This is a genomic window from Streptomyces sp. NPDC002156, from assembly GCF_053593675.1.
Genome location: NZ_JBSFDA010000100.1, coordinates 1 through 22,292 on the forward strand (window position 1 = coordinate 1; position 22,292 = coordinate 22,292).

The 22,292-nt window shown below is 69.0% G+C and carries 21 protein-coding genes and 1 pseudogene; 14 read left to right on the plus strand and 8 right to left on the minus strand.

The features are described 5' to 3' along the window. Positions 1-174 precede the first annotated feature (174 nt). The 4 genes from ACWCRB_RS32160 (at position 175) to ACWCRB_RS32175 (ending at position 3,792) form a co-directional block, all read left to right on the plus strand. Complete coding sequence (locus ACWCRB_RS32160; protein ID WP_450999406.1) at positions 175-474, plus strand: hypothetical protein; 300 nt, start codon at positions 175-177, stop codon at positions 472-474. Positions 475-1,704: 1,230 nt separating this feature from the next. Continuing rightward, positions 1,705-2,178, plus strand: a complete 474-nt coding sequence (locus ACWCRB_RS32165) for a hypothetical protein (protein ID WP_450999407.1) — start codon at positions 1,705-1,707, stop codon at positions 2,176-2,178. A 350-nt stretch (positions 2,179-2,528) separates the two neighbouring features. Next, complete coding sequence (locus ACWCRB_RS32170) at positions 2,529-2,978, plus strand: hypothetical protein (protein WP_450999408.1); 450 nt, start codon at positions 2,529-2,531, stop codon at positions 2,976-2,978. 526 nt (positions 2,979-3,504) lie between these two features. Continuing rightward, positions 3,505-3,792, plus strand: coding sequence for a hypothetical protein (locus ACWCRB_RS32175; RefSeq protein ID WP_450999409.1), 288 nt, complete (start codon positions 3,505-3,507; stop codon positions 3,790-3,792). A 939-nt stretch (positions 3,793-4,731) separates the two neighbouring features. Here the strand turns inward: ACWCRB_RS32175 and ACWCRB_RS32180 are convergent. The 4 genes and pseudogenes from ACWCRB_RS32180 to ACWCRB_RS32195 all read right to left on the minus strand — a co-directional run. Further along, positions 4,732-5,166: pseudogene (locus ACWCRB_RS32180) on the minus strand (Rho termination factor N-terminal domain-containing protein); the annotation flags it as partial. 9 nt (positions 5,167-5,175) lie between these two features. After that, complete coding sequence (locus ACWCRB_RS32185; protein WP_450999410.1) at positions 5,176-5,520, minus strand: helix-turn-helix transcriptional regulator; 345 nt, start codon at positions 5,518-5,520, stop codon at positions 5,176-5,178. Positions 5,521-6,416: 896 nt separating this feature from the next. Then, positions 6,417-6,683 carry a DUF6959 family protein gene (locus ACWCRB_RS32190; protein ID WP_450999411.1) on the minus strand — a complete coding sequence of 89 codons (267 nt, stop codon included), beginning with the start codon at positions 6,681-6,683 and terminating at the stop codon, positions 6,417-6,419. 113 nt (positions 6,684-6,796) lie between these two features. Continuing rightward, the gene (locus ACWCRB_RS32195) at positions 6,797-7,444 is read right to left on the minus strand and encodes a hypothetical protein (protein ID WP_450999412.1); all 648 of its coding nucleotides are present in this window, start codon (positions 7,442-7,444) and stop codon (positions 6,797-6,799) included. Positions 7,445-7,577: 133 nt separating this feature from the next. On the opposite strand from ACWCRB_RS32195, the gene ACWCRB_RS32200 reads away from it, so the two are divergent. The 10 genes from ACWCRB_RS32200 to ACWCRB_RS32245 all read left to right on the plus strand — a co-directional run bounded on the left by ACWCRB_RS32200 (position 7,578) and on the right by ACWCRB_RS32245 (position 19,796). Further along, on the plus strand, positions 7,578-8,681 hold the full coding sequence (locus tag ACWCRB_RS32200) for a LacI family DNA-binding transcriptional regulator (protein WP_450999413.1): 1,104 nt from the start codon (positions 7,578-7,580) through the stop codon (positions 8,679-8,681). Positions 8,682-8,740: 59 nt separating this feature from the next. Beyond that, positions 8,741-10,342, plus strand: a complete 1,602-nt coding sequence (locus ACWCRB_RS32205) for an FAD-dependent oxidoreductase (protein WP_450999414.1) — start codon at positions 8,741-8,743, stop codon at positions 10,340-10,342. A gap of 75 nt (positions 10,343-10,417) precedes the next feature. Then, positions 10,418-12,562 carry a hydantoinase/oxoprolinase family protein gene (locus ACWCRB_RS32210; protein WP_450999435.1) on the plus strand — a complete coding sequence of 715 codons (2,145 nt, stop codon included), beginning with the start codon at positions 10,418-10,420 and terminating at the stop codon, positions 12,560-12,562. Beyond that, complete coding sequence (locus ACWCRB_RS32215; protein WP_450999415.1) at positions 12,559-13,197, plus strand: hypothetical protein; 639 nt, start codon at positions 12,559-12,561, stop codon at positions 13,195-13,197. Before ACWCRB_RS32210 ends, ACWCRB_RS32215 begins: the two co-directional genes overlap by 4 nt. Before the next feature lie 2 nt (positions 13,198-13,199). Next, complete coding sequence (locus ACWCRB_RS32220) at positions 13,200-14,498, plus strand: TRAP transporter large permease subunit (protein WP_450999416.1); 1,299 nt, start codon at positions 13,200-13,202, stop codon at positions 14,496-14,498. A gap of 29 nt (positions 14,499-14,527) precedes the next feature. Next, on the plus strand, positions 14,528-15,529 hold the full coding sequence (locus tag ACWCRB_RS32225) for a hypothetical protein (protein ID WP_450999417.1): 1,002 nt from the start codon (positions 14,528-14,530) through the stop codon (positions 15,527-15,529). 64 nt (positions 15,530-15,593) lie between these two features. Beyond that, a complete protein-coding gene (locus ACWCRB_RS32230; RefSeq protein ID WP_450999418.1) occupies positions 15,594-16,193 on the plus strand; it encodes a hypothetical protein in 600 nt (199 codons plus the stop codon). Between the two features lie 157 nt (positions 16,194-16,350). After that, positions 16,351-17,559, plus strand: a complete 1,209-nt coding sequence (locus ACWCRB_RS32235) for a 4-hydroxybenzoate 3-monooxygenase (RefSeq protein WP_450999419.1) — start codon at positions 16,351-16,353, stop codon at positions 17,557-17,559. A gap of 66 nt (positions 17,560-17,625) precedes the next feature. Next, positions 17,626-19,335: a methyltransferase gene (locus ACWCRB_RS32240; protein ID WP_450999420.1), complete on the plus strand. Its 1,710-nt coding sequence runs from the start codon at positions 17,626-17,628 to the stop codon at positions 19,333-19,335. Beyond that, positions 19,332-19,796, plus strand: a complete 465-nt coding sequence (locus ACWCRB_RS32245; protein WP_450999421.1) for a GNAT family N-acetyltransferase — start codon at positions 19,332-19,334, stop codon at positions 19,794-19,796. Before ACWCRB_RS32240 ends, ACWCRB_RS32245 begins: the two co-directional genes overlap by 4 nt. Here the strand turns inward: ACWCRB_RS32245 and ACWCRB_RS32250 are convergent. From ACWCRB_RS32250 to ACWCRB_RS32265, 4 genes are all read right to left on the minus strand, one after another. Beyond that, positions 19,781-20,416, minus strand: a complete 636-nt coding sequence (locus tag ACWCRB_RS32250; protein WP_450999422.1) for a hypothetical protein — start codon at positions 20,414-20,416, stop codon at positions 19,781-19,783. The genes ACWCRB_RS32245 and ACWCRB_RS32250 overlap by 16 nt on opposite strands. 341 nt (positions 20,417-20,757) lie before the next feature. Next, positions 20,758-20,979, minus strand: a complete 222-nt coding sequence (locus ACWCRB_RS32255; protein WP_235476450.1) for a hypothetical protein — start codon at positions 20,977-20,979, stop codon at positions 20,758-20,760. Between the two features lie 5 nt (positions 20,980-20,984). After that, on the minus strand, positions 20,985-21,599 hold the full coding sequence (locus tag ACWCRB_RS32260; protein ID WP_450999423.1) for a DUF5994 family protein: 615 nt from the start codon (positions 21,597-21,599) through the stop codon (positions 20,985-20,987). A gap of 161 nt (positions 21,600-21,760) precedes the next feature. Then, positions 21,761-22,246: a DUF5994 family protein gene (locus tag ACWCRB_RS32265; protein ID WP_235476451.1), complete on the minus strand. Its 486-nt coding sequence runs from the start codon at positions 22,244-22,246 to the stop codon at positions 21,761-21,763. Positions 22,247-22,292: the final 46 nt, after the last annotated feature.

Sequence of the window (22,292 nt, forward strand, 5' to 3'; positions counted from 1 at the left end):
AGCAGCCTCGGCTACCGCAGCCCCGCCGAATACGAGACCGCACTCGCAGCCTGACCACCACACCAATGGTGTCCGTCAAAGCGGAACAAGCTCACCAATCGCGCCAACGGTCGTCTGATACCTGGTGTAGGCGCAGAAGGAGCCTAATATCAGGAGGCAATGGAGGCGGCGTTCGTGAACGTGCAGCTCATGGCCGAAGAGCAGGACACGATCGACAGAGCGTACATCTTGATCAGCATTGCCCGCCGCTGCGCCATCGCTCGTGCCATTCATGGCGCGGGACAAGTTCCTGAAAACCTGTACTACCGTCTCTCTTCGGCAGAGCGCGCCTTCATCAACTCCGCCCGCCACGACCTCGGGCTTACCGAGGTACGTGAAAGCCCGATCCCGCTCGAACTGAGAGAGTTCGACGCCGGCCTGCAACGAGCGCATCGTGACCTTGGCCCGGACTCTCCGCCAGCGCCGAGCGCCTGAGCGACGGGCACTTTGCCACCAGCGTCACGCACACTGCGCACAAGTACTCCTGGCCGTCGGCGACCATCTGCTGGGAACGAAGTGTCAAGCATCTCCCGGGACCAGACAAGCCCCATACGACCTGCTGAGTTACAACTCTCTCTACTGGTTCAAGCCCTCCGCCCATCCGGGCAGAGGGAGGTCGTGAGGGGCAGCTCAGCCGGTGGGGTCCGGCCGGCCTCAGCCGTGGCGCACTTGGGATGGAACAGAACACCACCACGCCACCACGGGGAACCTCGACTCTCTCCCGCTTCACCAGCCTCAGGGGTTGCCGCCTCAGCCCCGGCTTTCGGCCCACGGATCGGACGGGACTCGAAGGGGCCGGGACGTTCCCGGCCTTCGGTCTTCCGGTCGCGCTGGCCCACCGGCTTGCCGGTCGTTGTTGCCACGAGGACGCACACCCCACCGGCCCACACTGCGGGCCGGCGCGGGGACTCGTGGCTCGGGGCTCCGCTCCTGCCTTCGGCCCGCGCCGCCCCGGCCACGGCCCCGCGCCACCATCGTTGCCCCAGGATGCTCCCCGTTTCACACACCGAACGCACCAGGGCCGATGCACCAGGACCGAGCCTGACACCCACCCCACCACGACCCGGCATCACCAGGGCCCCAGACCAGGCACAGCATGACCCCGCAGCGGGTACGCATGATCAGCCACGTACCCGACGAGACGCTTTGTGATCAAAAAGCAGGTGCGCCACGGCTGAGGCCGGCCGGACCCCACCGGCTGAGCCTTGACGGGAAAGAGGTAGCCCTCGGACCGGCCTGAACGAGGTTGCGGTCAGAACGAGCCTCCGGCGGGGGATCGGCCGGCACCGGGGCGGAGGGGGCGCCGTACCCGGCTGCGGGTCCGTAGTGGCGTGCGTGGGGAGCTTCCATCCCGACCGCCATCGACCCAGGCAGAGCCGAGCAGACGCGGCCCAGGGGCGTCAAGGTCGTTCGTACAGTGGCGCGCTCCACCTTGACACCCCTGAACCACGCCCGCTCCACGGTGTGTGGGTCGACGGCGGACGGGACGGAAGCTGGGGTAAGTGGTGGGTTGAGGCGTGGAGCGATCTGTCACCTCGGGGAATATTGCACTTGGCCAGGTCACGACTGCGACCATTGAGGAGTGACTTCAACTCCTCTATGGGTACCGCTAGTAGTCGCGGTGTCGGCGTCGTAGCGACGCTGGTCGCAGGGACCGTTGGCGCTTTGATTACGCAGCGCTGGTCAGACCGTCGTGAAACAGTCGCCTGGCAGCGTGAGCGACAGCGCGAGCGCGAAAGCTGGGCTCGCGAGGACGAGGCCCGCACCTTCGAGCACCGCAGACAGGCGTACGTGGAGTTCTATGAAGCGGTAAAAGCTCTGGCCAGGACCGCCTACGACCATTGCTACGGCTTCACAGAAGAGCCTGAGCTGGAAGAGGGCTGGCAGTCTGATGCTTTCGCCAAGCTCGCGCAGTTGCAGTTCTACGCCGATCGGGCCGTGGCCACTGCTGCTTCCGCTGCCTATGGCGCCGCCTGGTCGTGGGGTCAGTACGGTGTACATGATGCTCCCGACGACCCTAGCTTCCACGAGCGGCAGCAGAAGTTCGACGAGGCTGAGCTTGAGATGCTCCTCCTGATGCGAGAGGGCCTGTCGATTCCGGAAGCTGACGTGTCACTTCCACCTCCTGGCTACAGCTAGCAGGGGGACCAAGGCGGAGACGAAGGTCCGATCAGAAGGTGCCCGTGTCCCTGCCGTGCCCGATCACCCGGGAACTGACGGGGAACCACGGTGGTTGAAGGGCAGCGGACATGAGAACGACCCCCGACCGATTTACCTGGTCAGAGGCCGTTCACCTGCGGAAGCGGTGAGATTCGAACTCACGGTGACATCGCTGCCACGACGGTTTTCAAGATCGATGACAGGTTTGACCCGCCCATCACTGAGACTCCACCGACCCCCATATTGGCGACCTAGTTCCGTATGTCGATGCGCCAGGCCCGACGCTTCTCGTACCTTGGAATGAACAGGAAAGGCATCGGGGGGGGGCCATGGCTGATGACAGTGACGTCCTTATTGAGTTCTGGAAGTCGCAATGTGACCAGGCGCGGCAGGTGGAGAACCAACGCGCGGTCCTGACCAACATCGTGATTCTAGTAGCAGCGGCCGGGCTGGGGTTCATCGCACAACAAGGCCTGCGACCCCCAGTCCTGGTCGTCACGGTTCCCATGACGTTGCTTGGGTCGTACGGGGCATTGGCATGCATGAAGTACCGGGAACGGAATGCTCTACACAACGCACAAGCCGTCAGCCTCCGGAAGAAGCTTGACGCTCTGCACCCCGCTGTTTCTATAGGCGCAGCGTGGGCCGAGGTCCAACGCGATCAACAAGCGAAGTTCCCTCGGCTATTCAGAGTGCGTCTATTCATGCTGTGGGTGGCTCTTCACACCGGCATCGCCATGGGGGGCTGCCTGTTGAGCGTATGGGCACTGATGCTGTAACCGGCCCAGCCACCAACCGCTCGAACCTTCACTCCGGCTCCGCCGTTCTTCCCCGTGCCACAACCGCGCCAGATGGGGCACGGACGACCGGGTGGCAAGGCAGGATGGCGGGGTGGCAGAGCCGATCGGCGTGGGACCGGCACGGCGCGGTGGCAGCCGACATGAGGCATCCTGTCAGGGAAAATGTCAAGAGACCCGTTGATGCCTGACACCACCAGCTGACACCAACAGGCACGGACAACCGCGATCGGCGCCAAACGTCAACGACCGGTCAGTCGAGGTTTCCGGCCGGTTGGCCGACGTCGCTGGCCTCCGGTGATCGACCTGATAAGGATGAGGACCTGAGGTGGCGGTACAGCAGCGAAGTACAGCAACCACAGCAACCGGTCCCGTCCCGTAGCGTCCTTGTAGACCCGGAGTGCGGCCTGTATGACCGTCATTGACCGATCTATATAGAGCTACGGATCAGAATGTTGCAGGCCAGGAACCTCGTGACGGGCGTCGGCACGACGGCTACCCTTCCCTCGTGAACGGCAGAAGCCCATGGATCGCCACCGTGGCCGGATTTCTTGTCTGGTGGGGTCTGGCAACGATGGCGTTCCGACTCTTCGGCATGATCATCGATGACCTGAAGAGTTGGCCGACCTCCGCCGGCATGGCCGCCGTTTCCGTCGCGACAGGAGAACTGTCGGAGCGCTGGCATCGGCGTCGGCGCCGAACGATGCCGCAGACGTCTCCCACTGCAACGACTCCCGAAACAGGCTGCACCACAAGCGCACCAGATAAGGCGGGGAACAGCGGGGAACGACAGTGAGAGCGGCTTAACCTGCAGAGGCCGCAGCCCAGCCGTTCGCCCAGGTCAGCGCTCCAACGGGCCCCAAAGTGCCGCAGCTTCCCAAGCGGAGCGTACGAAGTGGCTTGCCTCACCCGTCCAAACTGAAATCCCCAGGTCAGGAGCCTGGGGATTTCAGTTTGGACGGGTGGCGAGTGGCGATCAAGCGCGGCGGACTCCACGGCAAGCCATGATGAGCGTGTCGCAAAGCATGGCGACTGCCCCAAGTAGTGCGACAGGCCAGATGCTTCCCTGCGGGATGTACTCCCAGGTGATGCCGGCGGTGATTGCACCAGCAAGGGCAAAGCCGGTTCCCGGGAGGTAGCGCAGTGGGATGGTCAAATGGCGACTTGGCACGGGCAGGGTTTCCGGCCCTGAGGCTGGCGTGCGATCCTGGAGTGACATCAGGTGATCTCCTATCTGATGGTTCCCGCCGCTTCCACGGTTCCTAGGCCGAGAGGGAAGCGGCGGGTTGTTGTTCAGGGGTCTGTCCCGTTGCTGCACGAAAGCCTTCAAGGGCGTCCACCAAAGAGACTCATGAGCTTGGTGGCGCAGGGGGCTCGCTGATGGGAGGGCCGGAGACTGTCTTGTGGCAGCTCATACTGCCTCCCGTTGCGAGGACCGGCGAAGGCTCCATGCGAGCTTGGGCACGCTGTTCAGCGTGAGGCGGACGAGATACATCAGGCGAGTACGACGGTGCCGCTCAGCCAGATCGGCCCACTCCGCTCTCCATTCCTCCTGCCACCGGTCACGAGCAGCGGCAGGGAGGAGCTGGGTCCCGACGGAGATGGCTCGCATTCCGAGCATGTTGAACCGAGTGGGTTGGGATTGGCGCTCCGAGTCCCGCACAGAGTCGTTCGCTGGCTGCGGAGTGGCGTCCGGAGTCGGGTCCTGAAGCAGGGAAGCAGCGGAATTCTCGTGCTGAGCCTCACGGATCGCCTGGATCAACGCACCCTTACGCATGCGCGCAGTGCCTTTGATGCCTAGGCCCGAAGCAATCTGTTGCAGCTCAGCCAGCACCATGCCTTCAAGGCCGATACCACGGCGACGCTCGGGGCCAGCAGGGGTAGAAGAGGCAACAGTGAGGCGAGGAGCATCAGCCGGGCGAGGCGTCACAGGACGATTGCGCGTAACAGTTGCGTCCTCTTCACCCCGAGCCTCACGAATGAGCTGGATCAAGATGCTCTTACGCATGCGCATGGCACCCTTGATGCCGAGACCCGAAGCAACCTGTTGCAGCTCAGCCAACGTCCTGCCTTCAAGGCCGCGGCTGCCCGTACGACGGCGACGCCGGGAGCTGGCGCGGTGTGCGGGAGCGGAGGCGTCCTTCAACGGGATGTCCTTGGATTCGTGCATGTGGCAGCTTCAGCTCCCCAGCCCGTCAGTGGCAGGGCGGAGTCGAGCAGAAGCGGCACCGCCCTTGTAAGCCGCGGCCAGCGCCATGCGGGCGGATTCGGCCCCGCTGGTGGTGAAGCGGTAGTAGCGGCGTCGCGGGCGGGGCGGATCGGTCTTCTCGATCTCGCCGTGGTCCTCCCAGAAGGACTCAAGCCATCCCGCTGTTTCAAGACGGGCAAGGATCGGGTGAATCGTGCCTGTGGGCAGACCTGCAGCGTTCGAGAGTTCGAGGCCGTAGCGTGCCTTGGTCGGGGTTTCCAGGAGAGTGCGCAGCACCACTTGGGTCTGCAGGGTCATGCGCGGCGTCTTAGCCATACCAAAAGTCTAGTATGGGGTTGAGCTGCGAACAAACCCTTCCAGGACTTCCAACGTCGCGACGAGTCTCAGGCACTCGACCGGGTGGCTGACCAGCCGAATGACGGCCGACGAAACTAGAGCCAGGGAGATCGGCAGCAGCCCGAACCGCGGCCATATGCCACGGCCAGTGCCGCGACGGCCCTCTCTCTTGCGGAGGGTTCAGTGGCGTCCAGCCTGGTCCTCCCGTCTCACTTACCGTCTCATTCAGCCTCGTTCACGGCCGTTCAGGTGAGACACAGATCCGTCTCCGCACCGACGGCCAGACGCCCATGAACGCAGGTGAACGCCCCCGTACATCACCCAGCACCCCACCACCACAGTTGGAAAGCGTGCACCCAGGAGCGTTCCCGACGTACTGACCCGCGTGCGCCTGCATCGCCTGATCCGCCGTCCGTGCGCCCTGCATTGCGCCGGCTACGTGCCTCCCGCTGGATGTTCGGACGCGAAGCGAACCAACGGGACGGGGACAAGCCGTGGGTGAGTGGACGCAAGGAAAGTGCAGTTGGCCGACGGCAGCTGGAGGCCGCTGTCGGAACAAGAGGCTGAAGGGCACGTCACGTTGCTGCCTCCATCAGGGGGAACTGGACGAAGCGCGGCCAGGCCGAACTGAAGAAGCGCACGAGCAGGCGTCGCAAGAAGTGATTCGCGTGCGGTCCGGGACCTCTAGGCGGTTGTTTGGAGGGGGGTGGTGTCGAAGCTGCACAAGCTCCCGGACCGACGTGGCTCGGGGATCTCTTCTGAGCCACCCCCCTTGGCCGCGCGCTCTCCTTATCGAGACAGCAGACCGACCCAACACTTCGCAGCGTACGGGCCGCCGCTGACATCGCAGCTTCCCAAGCCGAGGACCCAGCAGCTCAGTACGGCCGCGGAATCTCGTGCTCGCCCAACGCAGTCTCGTACCGCGCCAGCAGAGCATCCAGGTTCGCCAGAAGGAGGCCGGCGGAGTCCCGAGCCTCCTCCAGGGCACCTCGCTCACATGCCTCCATCACCTCGGCCACATCGCTCCGGAGGATGCGAAGGGAGTCGCCCTGTACCAGGACCCCGGGGAACCGTCTGCTGGGTATGCGAACCACGGCGTCGTTGCCACCGTCTGTGAACAGTTCGGCCTCAATGCGCTCCATCGGCCCATCCAACCCGACATCACCAGCTGACATCAACGCCCGTGGATGCAGGCGGCTTTGAACGAACACACACGCCAACCCAGTTGAATGCCTTGGCTGTTAGGCGGTACGACCTACTCGAAGGGCGGAGCGACGGCCACGACCATGCCGCTGATTGAGCCCGTATCGGCGGCGGTTGTAGTGGGGTTGATGCCGCACTCCTCTGCGACCGTCGTCGCCCAACAATCCCCCCAGGTCGCAGCCCACTCGCCCGCCAGGTCGCTGCTCGGGTCGAGGTCCTCGGGCTTGCCGGTGATGCCGTAGGCGTCGAGGAGTCGGCGCTCGACTCCGAATGGCTCGCCCAGGGCGAGCGCCGGATATTCGCTGATCCAACGTCTGAGGATCCGTCCGCGCTCGGCGATCAGCCACGCCTCCCCGTCGTTCTGCTCACTGTGGAAGAAGAGTTGAGCTTTGCCGAAGCGCTCGCTCAACTCCCGGCACAGGTCGGTTACATGCGCTGTCTGCTGCGGATAGGGCAGCCCGAAGTACGGTCCCACTACCAGGGTCCACCCCTGCATGGGCGGGATGACGACAACTGTCGAGAACGGCTCCTCCTCGTCGTGCGCCACCTCGTCGATGAGGTCCGCACCGTCGGCCCAAGTGACCTCCCGTGCATCGGCCAAGCCGAGCGCGTCCACCAACTCCGTCTGGTCGACGGTCTCGACCGCGAGCCATGAGAGCCAACAGGCGCGTATGAGTGGTGCGGAATCGGAGGTCCCCATGGCCTGCATCGTAGGGGCGCACGACTAGGTACTTCCGCCCCAGGTCTTGACCTGCTGCGCAGGGAGGTACAGTCTCCGTTAATACGCATTACCTAATACGCATTAACTACCGCGTCGGAGAGGATAAGGCGCCGTGGCACCCAGGAAGCGGCCCGGCCGGACCCCCGCGCCCACCGGACGTACCGCGCGGCCACGGCAGGCCGAGGTGGCGCGGCTTGCGGGTGTGTCCCAGGCGACCGTGTCCCTGGTGCTCTCCCCGAAGCCCGACGGCAAGGGCCCCCTCATCTCCGAGGAGACCCGCCGACGGGTCCTGGAGGCGGCCCGCAGCCTCGGTTACGTACCCGATCCGGCCGCCCGGCGGCTGGCCGCCGCCCGCAACAACCTCCTCGGCGTCTTCAGCTTCACCGCCACGTTCCCCACCGATGTGCGGCACTCGTACTACCCCTTCCTGGTCGGCGTGGAGTGCGAGGCGGCGGCGCTCGGCTACGACCTGGTGCTGTTCACCGGGTCGAGCAGTGGCGGCGCGGGGGCCTCGGGTCCCGATGCCCTGGGGCGGGTCCGGCTCGCCGACGGCTGTCTGTTCATGGGGCGGCACACTCCCCGGGCGGAGCTGAAGCGGCTGGTCGAGGACGGCTTCCCGGTCGTCCACCTGGGCCGCCGCGAGGAGTTGGAGGGTGTCGCGTGGGTGGGTGCGGACTATGTCCAAGCCACCCGTGAAGTCGTGGGCCATCTCGCCGAGTTGGGGCATCGGCGGATCGTTCTGGTCCGCGAGGACGACGACGCGCCCGCCTCGGCTGACCGTCAACGCGGCTTCCTGGAGGGGCTGGAGGCCGCCGGTCTGCCCGCCGGGCCTGCCGCCGTCTTCCGGTCCGCCGATCCGCAGCGGGACCTCACGGCCGAGCGGCTGCGCTCCTGGGCCGACGAAGAAGTGACGGCCTTCGTCGCGGAGGAGACCGACACCGGGGCGGCCTGGCGGAGCCTGCTCTCCGCCGTGCGCGGGGCGGGCCTCGGCTGCCCGGCGGACGTGTCCCTCGCCCTGCTCGGCAGCCCGCCCTCGGATCTGGCGAGCGAGCCCGTACCTACCGGATTCGACATTCCCCGGCCGGAGTTGGGCGCGGCGGCCGTACGACTGTTGGCCTCGCTCGTGGCCGGTGGGGAGGGGACCCGGGAACCGCTCGTCGGTTGTCCCTTCCGGCCGGGGCCTACGACCGGACCGCCCCCGCCCGCCCGTCCCTGAGCACGGTCCGCACAGTCCCCCTCCCCCCACCCGCCCGTGAAGCAGCAGCTAGGAGCAGCGTGATACCCGAAGCGGACATCCTCGTCGTGGGCGGTGGCCTCGGTGGTGTGGCCGCCGCGCTCGCCGCCTGCCGGGCCGGACGCAGCGTCGTGCTCACCGAGGAGACGGACTGGATCGGCGGCCAGCTCACCAGCCAGGCCGTGCCGCCCGACGAGCATCCATGGGTGGAGCGGTTCGGTACGACCGCCTCGTACCGGCGGCTGCGCGAGGAGATCCGGCGGTATTACAGGCACTGGTACCCGCTGCGCGCCGAGGCGCTGGCCCTCACCGACCTCAACCCCGGAGCGGGCCGCGTCAGCAAGCTCTGCCACGAGCCGAGGGTCGCGCTCGCCGTCCTGGAGGGCATGCTCGCGCCCCACCGGGCGGCGGGACGGCTGACCGTACTCACCGAACACCGGCCGGTCTCCGCCGAGTCGGACGGGGACTTCCTGCGGACGGTGACCCTGCGGGACCTGCGGGACGGGACCCGCCGTACCCTCACGGCCCGTTACGTCATCGACGCCACCGAGACCGGCGAGTTGCTCTCTCTCGCGGGCGTCGAGCACGCCAACGGGGCCGAATCGCAAGCCGAGTTCGACGAGTTGCACGCGCCCGACGAGGCCCAGCCCGACAACCAGCAGGGCATCACGGTCTGCTTCGCGCTCTCCCACCACGAGGGCCAGGACCACACGATCGACCGCCCGGACGACTTCGACTTCTGGCGTGCGTACCGGCCTGCCTTCTGGCCCGGCCCGCTGCTCGGCTTCGAGGCGCCCGACCCGCGCACGCTGGAGCCGGTGCCGCGCACCTTCGTACCGAATCCCGAACTCGACCCGCTCGCCGTCTCGGCCGACCAGAGCGCCGACGCCGGCGACAAGGAGCTGTGGGGCTTCAGGCGCATCCTCGCGCGCAAGCTGCACACGCCCGGTGCCTTCGACTCCGACATCACGCTCGTCAACTGGCCGCTGAACGACTACTGGTTGAAGCCGTACGTCGGAGAGCAGGAGGCCGAAGCGCTGCGCGGGGCACGGCAGTTGTCGCTCTCGCTGCTGTACTGGCTACAGACCGAGGCCCCGCGCCCGGACGGCGGAACCGGCTTCCCGGGGCTGCGGATCCGCCCTGACGTGACCGGCACGGCGGACGGGCTGGCCAAGTCGGCGTACGTGCGCGAGTCCCGCCGTATCAAGGCCGTCACCACGGTCACCGAGCACGATGTCGCGATCGACATCGTCGGGCCGTACGGCGGCACCCGGTATCGGGACTCCGTGGGCGTGGGCGGGTATCGCATCGATCTGCATCCCTCGACCGGCGGCGACAACTACGTCGACATCGGGTCCGTGCCGTTCGAGATCCCGCTCGGCGCGCTCGTACCGCGCCGGGTGCGCAATCTGCTGCCCGCCGGCAAGAACATCGGCACCACCCACATCACCAACGGCTGCTACCGGCTCCACCCGGTGGAGTGGAACGTCGGCGAGGTCGCCGGCGCGCTGGCCGCACACTGCGTGGCCGAGGACGTCGAGCCGCAGCAGGTGCAGGCCGAGGAGAAACGGTTCGAGGACTTCGCGCGGCTGCTCGACCGCGACGGAGTGCAGCGCCACTGGCCGGACGTACGCGGCTACTGAACTCCCCTGCACACGGACGGTAAAAGGAGGTGCCCCGACATGAACTCTGCCCACAACCCTGACATCAGCCATGACATGAACACATCCCGCATACGCGTCGGCATCGACGTGGGCGGAACCTTCACCGACGCCGTGGCCGTGGACGCCACGACCCTCGAACTGCTGGGCCAGGTCAAGGTCCCCACCAGCCACCACCACGCGGACGGTGTCGCGCACGGCATCGTCGAGGCGCTCGACCGGCTCATGGAGCAGACCGGCCGCGCCCCGGCCGACATCTCCTTCCTCGCGCACGGCACGACCCAGGCCACCAACGCCCTCCTGGAGGGCGACGTGGCGACCGTCGGACTGATCGGCATCGGGACCGGACCCTCGGCGGTGTTCACCCGCCGCCTCGCCTCCTTCGGCAAGCTCGAACTCACCCCCGGCAAAAGGCTTCCGCTCGTATACGCGCATGTCGCCGACCCCAGCGACACTGCGGCCGTCCGCCGTGCCGTCGAGCAGTTGAAGGACGAGCGGCTGCCTGGCGGAGGCGCCCAAGTCCTCGTCGCCAGCCAGCCGTTCAGCGTCGACCGGCCCGAGGGCGAGCGGGCCGTCCTGGACGCGGCCCGGCCGTACGGGCTGCCGATGACCGCCGCGCACGAGATCACCTCGCTGTACGGGCTGCACAAGCGCACCCGTACCGCCGTGGTCAACGCGGCGATCCTGCCCCGCATGCTGGCCACCGCCGACCTCGTCGACGCCTCCATCACCAAGGCGGGCGTGACCGCGCCGCTGATGGTGATGCGCTGCGACGGCGGGGTGATGTCCCTCGACGAGATGCGCCGCCGACCGCTCCTGACGGTCCTGTCGGGACCGGCCGCCGGAGTCGCGGGCGCGCTGATGCAGGAACGGGTGAGCGAGGGCGTGTTCCTGGAGACCGGGGGCACGTCGACCGACATCAGCGTCGTACGGCGCGGCAAGGTCGCCGTCCGGCACGCCACGATCCTCGGGAAGACGTCGTATCTGAACGCCCTCGACGTGCGCACGGTCGGCGTCGGCGGCGGTTCCATGGTGCGGATCGGAGACGGTCGAATCACCGGCGTCGGACCCCGCAGCGCCCATATCGCGGGGCTGCCGTACGCCTGCTTCGCCTCCCCCGCCGAACTGCGCGACGCCACGGTGGCCACCGTCCGACCCATGGACGGCGACCCCGACGACTACGCCGTGCTCGACGCGGCAGGCGGGCGGTTCGCCGTCACCATGACCTGTGCGGCCAACGCCCTCGGCCGCGTCCCCGAGGGCGACTTCGCCCACTGCGACCCGGAGACCGCGCGGGCCGCGATCGCGCCGCTGGCCGCCCTGCTCGGCACCGACATCGCGACGGCGGCCACGCGGATCCTCGACGCGGGCACCGCCCAGGTGCAGAAGGTCGTGGACGCCATGATCCGCGACTACCGCCTCGACAAGGACACGGCCGTCGTCGTCGGCGGGGGCGGCGGGGCCGCGTCCGTCACCCCGCACCTCGCCCTCGGCAGTGGCATGGAGGGGCGGATCGCCCGCCACAACGAGGTCATCAGCCCCATCGGCGTCGCCCTCGCGCTCGTACGGGAACAGGTCGAGCGGATCGTGCCCGGCGCCTCGCAGGAGCAGATCCTCGCCGTGCGCGCCGAGGCGGAGCGGGCGGTCGTGGCGCAGGGCGCAGCCGCCGAGGGTGTCGAGGTCGAGGTCACCGTCGATCCGCAGACCAGCACCGTGCGCGCGGTCGCCACCGGGGCCACCGAACTGCGCACCCAGGACCGGGCCCACCGCGCCGACGACACCGAGCGGCTGCGTGCCGCGGCGGCCAGCCTCAAGGCCGACCCGGCGACGGTCCAGGTCCTGGCGGGCACCGCCGCCCACACCGTCTACGGGACGGAGACGCCCCGCCGACTGCGACCGACCCTGCGGCCCGTACGGATCGTCGACATGGACGGCGTCGTACGCCACCACGCCGCCGACGCCCACGTGGAGACCACCACCGTGGCCGGCGCCCCCGAGGTGCTCGCCCGGCTGGTGGGCGAGTCCACCTCGTACGGCGACGGCGGGGTACGCGCTCCCGCCCTGCGGCTGCTGCTCGGCTCCCGCATCGCCGACCTGTCCGGCGTGCTCGATCCGCAGCCGCTGCTGGCGCTGGCCCAGAGCGAGTTGCGGGCGCGTGCGGCGGACGAGCCGGTGGTCGCGGTGCTGGAGGTGCGGTCATGACATCCACCGAACTTCCCTCCGCCGAAAGGGAGTTGACGGACCTCACATCCGTCGACGATGTCGAATGGGGCGTCCGGCTGCTCGCCGCCACGCCCACCCACGAAGGCCGCGACCCCGAGCTGCTGCGCCAATGGGCCCGTACGGCCGACGAGTTCGGGTCCCGGCTGGCCCTCACCCCCGTGCCCTCCTCCACCGCACGCGTGGTCGAGCGGGCCGACGGCCTGGAGCGGATGCTGCTCGCCCGCTACACGTCACGGCCCCCGACGGTCGAGCTGTACACCGACACGCTCGCGCTCGCCGAGGAGTTGGTCGACGCGCGCGGCTGGCGGGCCTGGTATCCGCCGGGCTCGGTGCGGGCCGCCGCGCTCGCCCACGAGGCCGTGCACGCGCACCTGCACCACGGCCCGGCGAAGGCCGCGCTGAAGCAGGCGCTCGGCCACACCGTGCTGCGGCTCGGCCGCTACCGCGTGGCCGGGCATGTCGCCGGTGCCGAAGAGGTCGCCGCGCACGCCTACGCCCGGACCGTCTGCGGGCTCGGTCGCAGCCCCCTGCTCCTCACCGCCGCGCTGCGCACGGCGCTCACCCGGCCCGGGACTCCAGCTCCGAGAAGCCCCGCTCCGAGAAGAGAGAACTGACCATGGGCGTCGTCATCCTCCTCGTCATGGCCGCCGGCGTCGGCCTGATGCTCACCCGCAGACTGCCCACCGCCTTCGCGCTGGTGCTGCTCGCCGTCGTCATCGCCTTCCTCGCCGGGGCACCCCTCACCGGCGAGAACAGCGTGCTGGACACGGTTCTCCAGGAGGGCGCGCCGACCCTGGCGGCCACGATGATCGCGATCATCCTGGGCTCCTGGCTGGGCAAGCTCCTCGACGAGACCGGGATCGCGGGCACGCTCGTCCGCAAGATCGTCGAGTTCGGCGGCGACCGCCCGACCGTCGTCGCCCTCGGCGTCCTCGCCGTGTCCGCGCTCGTCGGTACGGTGACCGGCTCGGCGCCCGCCGCCATGCTCGCCGGGATCATCGGCATCCCCGCGATGATCGCCGTCGGCGTGCCCAAGGTGACGGCGGCGGGCACGGTGCTGATGGGTATCGCCGTGGGCATCCCCTTCGAGTTGCCGCTGTGGCAGTTCTTCTCCACCGCGCTGGATCTGCCGGTCCCGACCGTGCGCGGCTTCATGGTGAAGCTCTTCCCGTTCGCGCTCGTGGCCGCCCTCGCGTTCGTCCTCGTCGAGACACGGCGGCGCGGCACGGAACACGCCTGGTCGCTCAAGTCCGTCGACTCCCCCGACTCCTCAGGCGCGAAGCCCCGTTCACGTCGCCGAGAGCTGGGCGACGCGCCCTGGTACGCGCTGCTCGCCCCCGCCGTCCCGCTCGTCCTCGCCCTGGGCTTCGAACTCGCCATCATCCCCTCGCTGTTGGCGGGCGTCCTGTACGCGCTGGTCACCACGACCCGGCCCGGCGAGATGAACAAGCGGCTGCTGCGCACGCTCTACGGCGGCTTCGAGGTGGCGGCCCCGCCGCTCGTCCTGTTCATCGCCATCGGCATCCTGCTCTCGGCCGTGAAACTGCCGGGTGCCGTGGAGGCGCTCGAACCGCTGATCAAGTCCGTCAGTCCGCAGAACCCGGTGCTGTTCGTCCTCGTCTTCACACTCCTCGTCCCGCTGTGCCTCTACCGTGGCCCGCTCAACGTGTTCGGACTCGGCGCGGGCATCGCCGGTGTCCTCATCGCCGCCGGGATCTACCCCGCGGTCGCCGTCCTCGGCATGGCCACCTCGTACAACCAGGTCTTCGGCGTCGCCGACCCCACCAGCACCCAGACCGTGTGGAGCGCCCAGTACGCGGGCGTCACTCCGCAACAGGTCATGGTCCGCACGCTGCCGTACGTGTGGGCGGTCGCCCTCGGCGGGCTGTGCGTCACCGCCGCCACCTACCTCTGAGTCCCCCCATCCCGTCATTGGAGCCCCCCATGCACGACCCCCATCTCGGCCGGCGCCTCTTCCTGCGCGCCGGCGCCGCGACCGGAGCCGCGCTCACCGTCGGTACGACGCTGGGCGCCCAGCCCGCCGCCGCGGCACCCGGCGGATTCCCCAACTACACCTACAAGGGCACACTTCTGACGGCGTCTCAGCTGAAATACAACCCCACCAACGAGATCATCTTCCCCTGCATCAGGGGGGTTTACGACAAGATCGACTCGCCGCTCGGCCGCTACTACCTGTACTACGCGCCGCACGACCCGCCCGGCGGCATCTGTCTGGCGTACGGGGACTCGCTGGAGGGGCCGTTCACGGAGTACCCGGCGAACCCGATCGTCTCCAACAACTGGGCGGGGCACTACTCCGTCAGCCATGTCTCGTCGCCCCACGTGCTGTGGAACGCGGACGAGAAGGAGTTCTGGCTGTACTTCCACGGCGAGAACTACACGACCCGCCTTGCCCGTTCGGCCGACGGGATCCACTTCACGTACGACAAGGTCGTGCTGTCGAAGTCCATGCTCCCGGCGGGCACCACGGAGACGTCGTACGCCCGGGTCTTCCGCCACGACCTGCCCGCGCGCGGCGCCCGCTACGTGATGCTCTTCATGCTGAACAACACCACCAACCACCGTGACATCCACTGGGGTTGGTCCGCCGACGGCCGCACCTGGACCTTCGACCAGACGGCGCTGATCCGGCACACCGACGTCGACGCGGTCAACGTCGGTGGCCCGCACCTCCTCCACCGGAACAACAGCACGTACGTCGTCTACAACAAGGACAAGTCCAGCGGCGGCGACATCATGATCACCGAGGTCGGCAACGACTTCGGCAAGCGCGCCCACCTCGGGGTCTTCTACAACTCGCACAGCGCGGCCCCCGAGAACGGACGTGCCGCGGCGCCTTCGTTCGGTACCGACGGCGGCGTCCCGTACATGATCTACGAGGCGGGCGAGCGGCTCTCGGGAGCCATCGCGGTAGCCCGGGGCTGACCACAGCTTTCCTGATTCACCCAATTCCAAAGCTAATTGCACCTCTCGGAAGGAACCACCCGTAATGAACCGCCACCTGCGCAGGACCGTCTTCGCCACCGCCGCGCTCACCGCCGGCCTGCTGATGACGGCCTGCCAGAGCGGCACGGACGACAACTCGTCCGGCTCGGCCAGCTCACCCAGCACTTCCAGCTCACCCACCGCATCCAGCTCGCCCAGCTCGTCCGCCACGACCGGAACGGACTCGGCGTCGGGCTCCGACACCTCCCAGGGCACCCAGGCCACCCCGCCCGGCACTTCCGACTCGGACTCCTCCGGGTCCGGTTCCGGCTCCGATTCCGATTCCGGCTCCTCCGGGACCGTCGTCGAGGGCCTCAACGACGGCAAGGGCGTCAGCGGAACCTGGTTCGGCAACGTCTCCTACGTGGCGCCGGGCTCGTACACCGTCTCCGACTCGAAGGGCACCGAACAGCAGTTCTTCACCTCCGAGAACACCAAGATCATCGGCTACGACGACATCTGCGATGCCATCAACACGGGTCCGGGCGGCGAGGGTGGCGTCGAGTGCACCGAGGCCCAGCTGGAGACGGCCGCCAAGAAGGGCTTCAGCGCCGAGGTCGTGATCAGCAAGGGCATCGCGACCAGCATCCGCGACGACAACTGAGCCACACCCGCACGGTGAACCGGTGAACCCGTGAATCGGTGAAGGCCCGGGTCGGCGCGCCGACCCGGGCCGCACGCCCCACGTCACTGCTACGGCTCTCCTCGTTCAGGTGATTTCTGTCCAGTAGGTGACGTAACTGGACCTACTATCCCGTCTCATGACAGAAAGTCAGATGCGGCGGGCGACCGACACCGACGTGGTCATCCTCGGTGCCGGACCCGCCGGGCTCGTGCTCGGCAACCTCCTCCAGGACAGCGGCGTCGACTGCGTCGTCCTGGAGCGTGCCGAGCGCGCGCACGTCCAGACGCGGGCGCGCGCCGGGTTCCTGGCGGCCAACACCGTACGGATCCTGGAGCGGCACGGGCTCGCCGAGGGCCTGCACCGGCATGGACAGGCCCACAGCACCTGCGAGTTCCGCACCCCCGACGGCAGGTTCCGGCTGGACTACAGCGGGCTCGGGCGCGGTGAACGGCACACCGTCTATCCCCAACAGCTGTTGGTCACCGATCTGTTGACGCGGTTCCTGGCCGCCGGCGGGCGGGTCGACTTCGCCACCGAGGCGGTCGCCGTCCTCGACGCCGACACCGACCGGCCCTCGGTGACCGTGCGCGAGGCGGACGGCCGGCCCGGCCGTTGGCACGCGCGGTACGTGGCCGGGTGCGACGGACGGCACGGCGCGGCCCGGCGGTCACTGCCGCCCGGCTCGGTGCGCCGGAACCACCGCGACCACGGCGTGACCTGGCTCGGCCTGCTCGCCGAGGCACCGCCGAGCCTGGACGCCGTCGGATACGCGGTGCACGAGCGGGGCTTCGCCGGGCACATGGCACGCACGAGCGAGATCACCCGCTACTACGCGCAGTGCGAGCGCGGCACGGCGGCCGACGCCTGGTCCGAGGAACGGATCTGGGACGAACTGGACCTGCGGATGCGGGCCACGGAGTACGGCCCGCTGCACCGCGGCCGCATCGTCCAACGAGCCGTCGTCGACCTGGAGTCCGACGTCCTCGAACCCCTCCGGCACGGCTCGCTGTTCCTGGCGGGCGACGCCGCCGCCCTCATCAGCCCGTCCGCCGCGAAGGGCGCCAACCTCGCGATCCTGGAGGCGGAGATCCTCGCCGAGGCCCTCGCCGACGACCTCGTCCGCCACGACTCCAAGGGACTCGCCGCCTACTCCGCGCGCTGTCTGCCGTACATCTGGCGTGCGCAGGAGTTCTCGCACTGGATGATCCGGCTGCTGCACGCCCCGTCCGGCGCCTCGGACGAAACGTCACTGTTCCTCAACTCCCTGCGGCGCTCCCGCATGACTTCGCTGCGGACTTCGCGCAGCGCCCAGGACTGGTTCGCCGAGCACTACGTCGGCATCTGAGACCCCTTTTCCCGACCTTTTTCCCTTTTCCCTTTTTCCTTACGTCTATGAATGAGGATCCCCGCAATGATCACGACGTTGTCGGGCGACACGTCGCGCCTGCTCGCGACGGTCGACTTCGTCAAGGAGCAGGACACCGCCGCCCTGCTCCCGCTCCTGTTCCCCGGGCTCGACGGCCCCGAGCTGCGGACGCTCGTCGAGCACTGCCGTTTCTCGCATGCCGCGCTGCTCGTCTTCCCGTCGGACGAGGCGGAGTTGGGCGCCATGCTCTCCGACTGCGGACTCGTCGCGGCCCTGCCCGCACAGCCGAGTGTCGTCGTACGCGAGCGACTGGCCGTACGGCACCGGCGACGACCGGCCGAGCTGGACGTCGGCATCCTGCGCCCCGCGGTGGCCGGCGCGGACGGCGCGCACCGCATGGTCGAGGTGTTCGCGCTGACCGTGCCGCCGGGCTCCGACCTGGACACGGTCGCCGCGTACGAGCGTGAGCGGCAGCACGAGACGCACGTCGCCTTCGACGTCGCCTCGCCCGACCCGCTGGTGCTGCGCGGCCTGTGCGCGACCTTCGCGCGGTACGGGGCCACCCCGGACGGCGGCGGCTACAACCCGCACGAGAACGGCACGGTCTTCTACTTCGGCGCGCCCGCCGAGGCCAAGGTCGGCTACCGGCGCGTGGAGCTGTACGTCCCCGGCGACCACCGCGACGTACTCGCCGCCCACCTGGACGAGCATCGCGCCCGCCAACCCGCCGAAACGCTCCTGCGCCTGCTGACCGGGGCCTGGACGACCCAGGCACTGGCCACGTTCACGCAGCTCCGGGTGCCCGACGCCATGGACGTCGAGCGAGGGACCGGGGTCGAGGAACTGGCGCGGAAGGTCGGCGCGAGGCCACGGAACCTGTCGACGCTGCTGCGCTATCTCGCGATGCTGGGGGTGGTGACGGAAGCCCGCGACGGCTTCCGGCTCACCGGGTCGGGCGCACTGCTGCGGACCGGCACCCCAGGCTCCATGCGGGCGCTGGCACTGATGTACGGCGGCCCGTTCTACGAGTCCTTCGCCGCGCTCGGGCACACCGTACGCACGGGAGAGGTCGCCTTCGAGCACGTCTTCGGCGAGAACCACTTCGACCACTTCGCCCGCGACCCCCACCTCGCGGAACTCTTCGACCAGTCCATGGCCGCCGGATCCGCCATGTTCGACCCGGTCCCCACGCATCCGGCGCTCACCGCGGCGGCCGAGGCGCCCGCCGGGGCCACGGTGGTCGACATCGCGGGCGGCAACGGGGAACTGCTCGGCCGCGTCCTCGCCGCGCACCCCCGCCTGAACGGGGTCCTGCTGGAGCGCCCGCACGCGGTCGAGGCGGCCCGCTCACGGCTGGCGGAGTCCGGCCACGCCACGAGATGCACCTTCGTTGCCGGCGACTTCGCGGACGTACCGACAGGCGGAGACATCTACGTCCTCTCCCGCGTCCTGCACGACTGGGACGACGACCGCTGCCGCGAGATCCTGCGCCACTGCGCCCGCGCGATGCCGGACCACGCCGACCTGCTCGTCGTCGAACGTGTACTGCCCTCCGACGGCTCGGTCTCACTGGCGACCGCCTGGGACCTCCACATGATGTGCAACGTAGGCGGACGAGAACGCCAGGCCGCCCACTACGACAGGCTTTTCGCCGACGCCGGCCTCACCCTGGTGGACCAGACACCACTGCCCCTGGACGGCCATGTGCTGCACGTCAGAAAGGCCCGGCCCGGTCATGCAGTATGTAATGCATGACAAGGATAGCTAACCCTTACTCGCTGAATGCCGGCGTCCCCTCCGTCGAGGTCTTCCGCCGCCTGCGGACCGACGCCGGCCTCTCGGACAAGGCCCCCGAAGCGGTGGCGCTCGCCCTGCCCAACACCTGGCACGGCGTGGTCCTCCACCACGAGGGGGAGCCCATCGGCATGGGACGGATCATCGGCGACGGCGGTACGGCGTTCCAGATCGTCGACATCTGCGTGCACCCCGCTCACCAGGGGCGGGGTCTCGGCAGACGCATCATGGCCGCGCTCACCGAGGAACTGGAGCGCCGGGCACCCGCCACCGCGTACGTCTCCCTCATCGCGGACGGCCCCGCCCGCTTCCTCTACGAGAGGTTCGGCTTCGCCGACACCGCCGCCCACAACTCGATCGGCATGTACCGCGTGATGACACGGGACGCCGTCCCGCCGCCCGGGCGTCAGTCGGGCCGTTGAGTGCGGTTCTCGTGGGCGAGGCCGTCCGGGTGGCCGGCCGGGTGCGGCCCGAGGGCGAGGACCAGCGCCCGCAGCGGCACGGGGGCCGGCGGGCGGAGGATCGTGGGATCCGGCGGACGGAGGATCGTCCCGATGTCCTGCCATCCCCACGACCGGAAGGCGTCGTAGGCCGGAGCGTCCGCCCGGTCGACCAGCGTCGCCCCGAGCGAGGCGTGGTGGTCGGCGAGGAGCCGCTCCTGGAGCCGACGGCCGAGGTCCTGGTCACCGGCATGAGGGTGCACCACGATCTCGGTGATCGCGAAGACGTGTCCGGAGGCGGTGAGCCGTTCCACGCTCTGCGGAAGGGGCCCGTCGAATCCCCTCCACCATGTCCCGTCACGCGGTACGGAGAATCCGTAGGCGCATCCGGCGAACGCCACGTCCTCCGCGATCAGCAGGGCGAATCCGGGCTTCCGGATGCTGCCGGTGAGCCGGCGCAGGAACCTCTCGCGACCTCGGTACTCCTGGCCCGCCTGCGCACGGGAGGACTCCACGTACAGATCGGCCAGGTCCTCCCGCAGGGTCTCGGCCTGCCAGCGGTTCAGCCGGCGCAGCCGGACCGCCTGCGTGGGAGTCGGCATGCCGCCGGTACCCCGTGCCTGCCCCTGACGGGGCGGGGCCGTCACGGCGCACCGCCCGCGACGGCGAGAACCCGAGGTGAGGGTGACCGAGGGGCATGGACTTCGTGGTTCAGGTGGGGACGGGGCATGGCTCCTCGGTTCGGTGGTGTAGGCCGTGACGGCTGAACTGCCTGTCCGGCAGGCCGAGTTGGCGGACATCGTGTTCTGGAGGGGGCCGCAGGACACGAGAAGACCCCGGCCTGCCATGGGCGGTGTACAGCCGGGGTCCTGGGCTTACGGGTCGTGCTGTCGGTTCGGTCGGTTCGGGGACGGGCCGGGCGGGGCTGCCGGAACGACGGCGTTCACCCCGCTCTTCTGTGGGTGTGGCGCCGGAGGCGGAGCCAGTCGCGGACCTTCCGCGGAGCGGATGGAGTCGACGGAGCCGGTCCCGCTACGGGCGTCCCGGAGCGGCCGTAGTGGAAGGAGGCGATGCGGTCGTCGTGCTGCGAGTTGAGCCGGTGGATGAGGAGCACCCCCACGGCGATCATCGCGAGGGTCACGATCACGGTCAGGAATGTCTCCACGGTTCTCACCTTCCCGTCGGCTGACGCGTCGGCCGATTCGGCAGCCCTGCGGTCACGGCCGGGATCCCCGGACGTACGGCCGGATCGCCGGCCTCATGTCCTCCTTCGGAGTCCCAGACCGCTTCCACGGCCCGGTCGTCCTCGTACACCGTCCGCCGCCGCGCCGACTCCTCCATCAAGCGGCTCGCGGTCGACGTGCCCAGTGGGTCGCTCGCCGCGGCCATCAGCCACGCGGCCTGGGCGGCGGGTGTCTGCGGCGGGACCACCAGGAGGTTCCAGCGGCCCGTGCGGTACGAGAGCAACAGCAGTTCGTGCGGGTCCTGTTCCGCCAGGAACCAGCCCACCTTCACCACGCGCCCGCCGACGGCCACCTTGCGCGGAACGACCGGCCAGTGGACGGGATTCACCGTGACACGGGTGATCCGCCCCCACAGCGGATCCAGTACGGCGGTCAGGGCGGGGAGTTCCGCGCCGAGGTCGCGGGAGCGGGGCCACCAGGCGCCGTCCAGCAGAGCCGGTGCGGGACCTGCGGGAGCCAGTGACAGACGGAGGGAAGGCGAGGACGAGGCGAACCGGTCGTCGGCATCGGCTGTCCGAAGGTGGGAAACGGTCGCGGTCATCACGCGAACCCTGCCCCGGGCCGGTCACGACCGGTCCGGCGTATTCGATCGCCGAAAACGACACGGGCATGGCAGCCGGTGCGCGAAGTGTCCTCGGTATGTCCAGCGTACTCCGCGGGCACACCCGACGGACCGTACGGCCGAAGGGGGACCGGCGACGGTCAGGTCTGCCGCGCGCGGGTGCCGGTGTCGATGAGGATCTGTTCGGCCTGCCTCCCGCTGTCGGCCCGGACGGCCTCGGCCATGGCCGCGCGTGCGGCGTCGGGTGTCGCGTGCGGTGGGATCACGAGGAGGGAGAAGAGATCCTGTTCGCCCCGGGTGATGAGGACGGTGTCGTCGCCGACCGGAAAGGAGTCGAGGTGGACGACGCGGCCGTCGATGGTCATCCGCGTCGGCAGCGCTTCCCAGGCCCCGGTGTCCAGGCCGACACGGGTGACGGGCCCGAGGTGCTCGGTCAGTGCGGTGATCAGGCTGGGGAGTTCGGCGGTGATGTCGCGGGAACGGGGCCACCACACTCCGTCGAGCACGCCCCGCCGGTCATGCGTCGTCTCCAGCCGTACGACAGCTGTCCCGGGCCGCACGGCCTGGTGGACGGCGTCCGGGAGGAGCCTCGTCACACGTGGGGAGCCGGAGTCGAAGTCGACCATCGCACTCGCCTGCCTGCCGGCCTGCCCGCCTGCCTGCCTGCCTGGA